Origin of the sequence: Roseateles sp., from assembly GCF_049240545.1 — a bacterium.
Taxonomy (GTDB): Bacteria; Pseudomonadota; Gammaproteobacteria; order Burkholderiales; family Burkholderiaceae_C; genus Paucibacter_A.
Genome location: NZ_JBMLSK010000302.1, coordinates 3,539 through 7,070 on the forward strand (window position 1 = coordinate 3,539; position 3,532 = coordinate 7,070).

The 3,532-nt window shown below is 63.4% G+C and carries 2 protein-coding genes; both read right to left on the reverse strand.

Translation table 11 applies throughout. The features are described from left to right. Window positions 1–619, reverse strand: a 619-nt coding sequence (locus tag ACOVRJ_RS19070; protein ID WP_422045407.1) for a restriction endonuclease subunit S, incomplete at its 3' end; no start/stop codon positions are given. Beyond that, on the reverse strand, window positions 610–3,057 hold the full coding sequence (locus ACOVRJ_RS19075) for an N-6 DNA methylase (RefSeq protein WP_422045408.1): 2,448 nt from the start codon (window positions 3,055–3,057) through the stop codon (window positions 610–612). The genes ACOVRJ_RS19070 and ACOVRJ_RS19075, both read right to left, overlap by 10 nt. Window positions 3,058–3,532: the final 475 nt, after the last annotated feature.

The window sequence follows — 3,532 nt, forward strand, 5'->3', positions numbered from 1 at the left end:
TGAGCAGTTCCTGCATGGCGCCTTGCTTGATCTGGCGCTTCTTGGTCAGCAGTTGCTCCAGCGATTCGATCAGGGCGTCGGCGTCCACCAAGGTACCCGCGATCTGGGCTTGCTCCTGGCGCGTGCTAGGGAGCAAAAACTCAAAACCGGCAAGCTCATCGCGGTTGATCTTCGGCATCCCGCTTCTGATGGAAACGGATTCTGCGTACTTCGAGAATCGCTCACTTAACAGCGATGCAAATAGGAAGCCTGGATGTACGTCATCGGCAGGCAAGAGCGGATACATGTCCGCGCTACACAGGCCATCGAACGGTGCAATGCAAACCTTGCGAAGGTGCGGACGAATCTTGCTGTAGATAACGGTTCCGCTGCGGAACAGGTACTTTCCGCTGATAGCCCGTTGCTCCGCAGCTGTAGCGATGCTTCGCGCAAGCCGACCGGCTCCGCTTTCGATGTGGTCCGGTGCAACCAGCGGCATCAGCGAATAAGGCTCGATCCTCGGATCGACTTGACCCGAGACGACCCTGGCAACGCCCCCCATGCGCCGGACGCTCCAGTCGTTCGGGATGACGCCTGCCGGGGTCTTCTTGTACCCGTCGGCGATTGGCTTCATTTCCATACGAACCCCATCTTCGCCAGATGCCCCGCCACCCGCGCCTCCAGGACGGCCACCTCCTGCACCAGTTCCGGCATCGTCCGCCCATAGCGCTCGGCCAGTTCCTTCACCCGCCCGGTCAGCGTCTGGCTCACGCGGTCCAGCTCGCCATGCACCGCGGTGCTCAGCGCCACCATCCATTTGTGGTCCACCACCAGCGCCTTCACCTCGTCGGGCGTCAGCGTGGAATAGCGCGCCAGGGCCTTCGCGTCCAGTTCAGCGTCCAGTGTCTTGAGGCGCTTCTTCAGGCTGCCGGCCTGCTCTGACAGAGCCAGCCACTGCTTCAACACGGCCAGCTCATCGGCCGTGTCCGCATCGGTGGCGGCATCGCGCCTAATCTCCTTGATGCGCGACTTCACTTCCTTGTCGTTGATCTTGTCGAAGCCGCCGAACACGCCTTCGTCTGCGCTGTGCTCTTCTTCCAGCTCAGTCTGTGCGGCCTGGGCGCTTTCCAGCTCGGCGCTCAAGGTGTCCAGCTCCGCCTGTTCGGCGGCAAAGTGGTGCTGCACCAGCAGGGCCTTGGGCACCAGGTCACAGGCCCAGCCTTTGTCCACGGTCTTGCCAGGTGAGCCGTCTTTGTTCTTCTTGGTCTCCAGCACGCGGTAGGGCGTGGCCTGCCAGCCGTCTTCGGTGATCAGGTAGGCATCGTCCTGCATCGTCTCGGCCCAGTAGTCCATCAGGTGCTGGTAGACGGCGTAGGGGTCGATCAGCTTTCCGGCCGTGGGCTGGTGTTCGTAGTGCGCCAGCAGGCCCTCGGCCAGTTCGTGGATCAGCGCCTTGGGCTGGAAGCCGGGCACCAAGGTCTTGAGCTGCTGGGCCACCGGCCCACGCCAGGCGTCGAAGTGGCCGTTCATGGCTTGGGTGAAGGCCTGGAACTCGGCGTGTTCATGAATGACGCCCTTGACGGCAGAGGGCGTGGGCGTCAAGTCCAGATAGCCCGGCCGGCGCGGCTTGAAGAGGGTGGCTTGCAAGGCCGGGCACACCGCCCAGTAGCGGTGCAGCGCCTGCACATCGGCCGCGGGGATGCCGCCTTTGAGGTGGCCGTCGATGTCTTGCGGGTCTTCCGGCGTGCTGCTGTCGATGTAGCGCGGCAGGTTGAGGTTGAAGTCGTTTTTCTCGATCTCGTCCAGGCCCACCATGCGGGCGTAGCGCGGGTCAGTGTCATCCAGCGTGGTGAAGGTGTCGACGATGCGGTGGATGTCGCGCTCGCGCAGCCGGTTCTTGGGGCCGTCCTTCATATAGCCGTGGGCGGCGTCGATCATGAAGATGCCCTTGCGGGCTGTGTGGCCAGCGCCTGCGCCGGCCTTGTCGATGACCAGGATGCAGGCCGGGATGCCGGTGCCGTAGAACAGGTTGGCCGGCAGGCCGATGATGGCCTGGATGAGGCCGCGCCGCACCAGGCTCTTGCGGATCAGGCCTTCAGCATTGCCGCGGAACAGCACGCCGTGCGGCAGGATGCAGGCGGCCCGGCCGGTGCTCTTGAGCGAGCGGATGATGTGCAGCAGGTAGGCGTAGTCGCCCTGCTTGCGGGGCGGCGTGCCGAAGCCCTCGAAACGCTGGTACGGGTCGCCTACCAGGCCGGTGCTCCAGCGCTTGTCTGAGAACGGCGGGTTGGCCACCACGTAGTCGAAGGTCTTGAGTTGAACGCCGTCCAGGAACTTGGGGTCGGCCAGCGTGTTGCCTTGCTCGATCACCGCACCGGGGTTGTGGTGCAGGATCATGTTCATGCGCGCCAGGCCGCTGGTGACTTCTTCCTTCTCCTGGCCGTACACGCTGACGGGCGTGGGCGCGGCCTCGGCCACCTTCAGCAGCAGCGATCCCGAGCCGCACGTAGGGTCGTACACGGTGGTGTCGGGGCTGGTCTTGGCCTGGGCGATGCCCAGCACCTGGGCCATCACGCGGCTGACCTCGGCCGGTGTGTAGAACTGGCCCTTGCTCTTGCCACTTTCGGTGGCGAAGTGGCGCATCAGGTACTCGTAGGCATCGCCCAGGATGTCGTCGCTGTCGGCATGTTGACGGCTGAAGTCCAGATCTTTCGATTCGAAGATGCCGATCAGGTTGGTGAGCTTCTCGACTTTCTCCTTGCCTTGGCCGAGCAACGCGTCGTCGTTGAAATCGGCCTTGATGCGCAGGCGGTTGGCTTCTTCCAGCGGGCGGACGATGCGCTTGTTGATCTGGTCACCGATGTCGCTCTTGCCCTTGAGCGCCACCATGTCGGCAAAGCTGGCGCCTTCGGGAATCTGGATGGGCGCGAAGGGCTGGCCGGCGTACTTGTCGCTGATGTACTTGATGAACAACAGCACCAGCACGTAGTCCTTGTACTGGCTGGCGTCCATGCCGCCGCGAAGCTCATCGCAACTGGCCCAGAGCTTGGAGTAGAGGTCGGATTTCTTGATCGCCATGTGTGCTTGTCTGTTCTTGTCTGTTCTTGTCGTTCTCGGTTTGAGCGGGTTCAGGCGCGAGGATATGCGCGGCCACCGGGGTTCGCAGCGAGCAGTTCCACGGCCCGATCAGCGAGGCAAGGACAACGGGCCGACAAAGAAGCGATGCACCGAAATCCCGCCCGTGGGTCCCGTGCCTGAGGATTCTGGCGCACTGTTGGGATCCCACGGCCCTTGATGCCGAGCCAGGCAGCTGGCAGCCTTCGCCCATGTGTCAAGCGACACCCAGAACCAACCGCCGGAAGGCCGGATGCAGGCGGGGACTTGTTGAATGTCCTTGAGTGTTGACGCCGGCGCCAGATAGAGCCATCCGCCGCCCCCTCCCGTGAGCCGGTTGGAAGTGGCGTAAGTTCCTGACGGGACCGGCGTTTCGGACAGTACTGCCGGCTCAGACATCGCCCGGCAGATGGCTCAAGCTGACGCCGGTACCAACAGG